Raw genomic sequence first — 3,624 nt, 5'->3', positions numbered from 1 at the left:
TAAAGGAAATCATAAGTGCAAGGAAAATTATGTGAACTATGAACTCACCGATGAACAATGGGAGCGTATTCAGCCACTGCTGCCACCGGAAAATACGGGGAAGAAAGGACGCCCTAGAAAAGACGACCGGACGATGCTGACTGGAAAAGCTCCGGGAAAGTCTATCGTAGAATGCACAAAATCCGTTCCCCCAGAATGGTGGAATCCGACATGAGATAAGAGGGGCGGATATGGTTTCACGGAATGCCGCGCAGCTTTTTTATAGTACATTTCGGCTTGTGTTACCCCTTCGCCAATGTTATGTTTCAAAGGATGCAAAAATGCTGGGACTTCTACTTGCCTTTGTAATGCACAGCCCCGCTGCCCCACGCATTTATATTTGCATATCATTCTGAGCAAATAATCAAGAATGGGGGGAGAATCTTTGGTCAGGGCTCTGCCAAAATAAAAAAGAAGAGTTTTCCCTCAAAAGGTTTTTTCGCTTGATGCTGAATTATGGCTTGACTGCTGGATCAGTGCCGTCTTGGGTTCCGCTGAATTGCGGCAAGCCCGAAGTACCTGTAAACAAAATTTTTTACACGGTTCTGTCGGTTAGAATTTACAAATTTTACAAAAAACGGTATAATGAAATTAGGCCATGTTTGAAAAATGTCAAAACGCACAAACGGCGGATATTTTTCCGCCCCTCCGCGTTCAATTTTCTTGCCGGGCGACAGCCCGCCTGCGAAAATCTGCCTTGATTGGCACAAAAATCTCTCGCCGCCGGGCATTCTGCCATTTATCAAACAAGACCTAAATTCTACAAACAGAGGTGATTGAGCATGAAGCGAAACCTATGGAACAAGTCCAATGAGCAGACAGAGATGTCCCAAGCGTTGATGGAAACAGAAGGAAAGAAGAACACGTTTTTTCAGAGTGATAAATGGGCTGCCCTCAAAAAGGCGATTAATGACAGACATGGAAAGAGTGACCTGCTCAATTTTACGATCTTGCTGACAAATATGATGACTTTGATGGCTTGGCGGACTATGGACCTTACGAAGGCAGAATATGAAGGGAAAGCCGTCACCTATTGGTTCTGCGTGACCGCGATGTATGTTATTCTGGTTGCTTTGTTCTGGCATATCGTCTGTCTGGTGGGATGTGAGAGGTGGGGCCGCATCTGGAATTGGATACGCAGCAGACCCCAGACCGCTGCGGCCTTTTGGAAAAGACGGTCCGCCCCTGGAAAGATTGGCATTGCCGCAATTCCCCTGGTCATTCTTGTAATAGCTGGAATTACGTATTTTCGGCCCCATTCCGCCTATTACGCGCAGATCGGGGAGAGGTACGGGTTCCCTGTCGGAGAGGGCGGCAGCTTATCCAACAAAGAGCGCCGCGGGCTGGCTGGTTATTGGCGCATTGACGATTATCCCTGGCAGGGGAGAGTGACGCTGACCTATGTGGAGGCGTACGAACAGCTTGAGCTGATGTCGGAGTATTCCACGCTTTACGAAAGGGCTTTCTTCCAGCCGGCATCACGAATTGAAATCAAGTATCGGAGGGACAAGGAGGAGTACAGAAGATATCAGGAAGATTATTATGGCTCGGCAAAGGAAATTGGCTACCGAGTTCCCCTGCATATTGTTTACTATAACAGCGGTGGAAAGCAGGTTTTGGAGTTGAGAAGAAATAGCCGCGGCAATATGGAAATCACCGGATATTCTTCGGAAGACGCGCCGCAGCTTTTGAATTCGACGCTGCTGAGAATCCCGGATGGCCAGAGTGCTTCCAGCGGGATGATTTCCCAAGATATTGAAACGGTTTACAATTCCAATGGACTGCCTCAGCGGCGTAGGCTGTGTTCCCAGGCGTATAACCTCTATGGCGTAAATGGGGAACAATACTCCTATAATCAGGACAGGCAACTCAGTACCCTGTGCTACCTTGATGCTGATGGAAATCCGGTGTGCAACAAGCTTGGCATTATGATGGTGGAGTTCGAATACAGGGACGATGGGAAGCTGCAGAGTGTCCGCTATTACAGCGACCAGAACGGGGCCGAGCGGGTAGAAGGCTTTCACGGGGTCTTCTGCGAGATATTGGACTATGACGAGGAGGGGAAGAATATCGTAAGCCGCCGGCAAAAGGACCGGGGGGAGAATTGGTGCTATGATTCAAACGGCGTATATCAGTATACATACCAGTACCAGGGCGGCGTCCTGGAGCAGGAGAGTTTTTGGGGTGTAGATGAGGCCCCTGTTCAGGACAGCCGGTATAACAGCCGCTGGATAAAATTTTATGCGGAAAATCACCGCCAGCGCATTCGCATGGAGCTGGAGGCGGTGGGCGGTACCATGGAAGAGACGGAGCAATTCCCCGTCACGGCGATGTTGGAGAATGCTCCCGTGACATGGGGCGCTTCTCCCTTGCCGTTAAGCGCGTCGGCGGACATACTGGAGACATGGAGGGAAGAGCCGCTCTCCCACAACCGAAACATCCTCCAAGAAGAGCACAACGAGAACCTGGCGCCAAACCGGCGCTACAGCGTGATCCAGTATAATTTGAAAAAGGGTGTCGTGAACGAAATCAGCTACTGGGACAGCGAGGGCAATCTTGTGGCTGGCGAACAGGGCTGTGCGGTGAAGCGGTTTGAGTACGACGGGCAGATGCGAGTTATACGTGAGTCCTATTGGGACGGTGACGGCCAATCCTGCCGCCTCACCGGAGGATATGCAGCTGTGGAATATACTTACTACAGCGGCGAGGGCCAGGACTTGGAGCGAACTATATATATGGACAGTAATGACCTGCCTGCCATCAACCGGGATCTGGGCTGCGCCATGGTTTGTTACGAGTATTCCGGACCAAACCGAGAAACGGTTCGCAAGTCCTACTATGACCGGAAGGGCAGCTTGATGGCGCTTCCCGATTTGGGTTATGCCGAGGTGGAGCAGAGATATGACAGCAACGGCTTTTTGATTCAAGAGACATTCTATAACATCAAGCATGCGGTAGCTTGCCGGATAGATATAGGCGCCGCTAAAATACGGTATGAGTATGGTGCGGATGGAAACCTGATTCGAAAGAGCTACTGGGATCAGGAGGATTGCGCCGTTTCCCGGCGAGACACCGGCTATGCCTTGGTCAGTCAGACCTTTTCCAATGGGCGGCTGGTGGAAAAACGATATGAAGCCTATCAGGGCCGCACTTATCATCCGGTTCCGGACCGGGAAAGCGGAGCTGCGGTGATCACATACCAGTACAGGGGCGGCCAGAAGGTGGAGGAACGCTACCTGGACGAAGAGCGCGCCCCAGTCCTGCGCAGTGATCTCGGCTGTGCCTCCCTCCGGTTTGAATATGAAGCGGGGCGGTTGCATAGAACCTGCGCTTATGGACTTGACGGGGAGCTGATCTTGAGAACGGACTATGGTTTCGCCGTCATGGAATACGGATATGATGAGTATGGACGGCGGAAAACCATTTGTTACTACGATACGAATGAGCAGCTCGTTGAGCGGAGCGACACGGGTTATGCGAAAATTGAATATGGCTACGACGAGTTTGGTCGAGACAGCTTTAGCAAATACTATGACGCGGCTGGCCAGCCAGTAATCCGCAAAGACAACGGCTGTGCAGGGTACG

At 50.9% G+C, this 3,624-nt stretch carries 1 protein-coding gene and 1 pseudogene; both read left to right on the top strand.

What is annotated here, in order from left to right:
* Window positions 1–31 precede the first annotated feature (31 nt).
* Window positions 32–142 (top strand): annotated as a pseudogene (locus JX325_RS18215) (transposase); the annotation flags it as partial.
* A 721-nt stretch (window positions 143–863) separates the two neighbouring features.
* The coding region (locus JX325_RS13665; RefSeq protein ID WP_204791647.1) for a hypothetical protein at window positions 864–3,624 on the top strand (2,761 nt) is incomplete at its 3' end.

This window comes from Oscillibacter sp. CU971, assembly GCF_905219725.1.
Lineage (GTDB): Bacteria > Bacillota > Clostridia > Oscillospirales > Oscillospiraceae > Oscillibacter.
The sequence above is the reverse complement of the archived record's forward strand: the minus strand, read 5'-3'. Positions and strand labels throughout refer to the sequence as shown.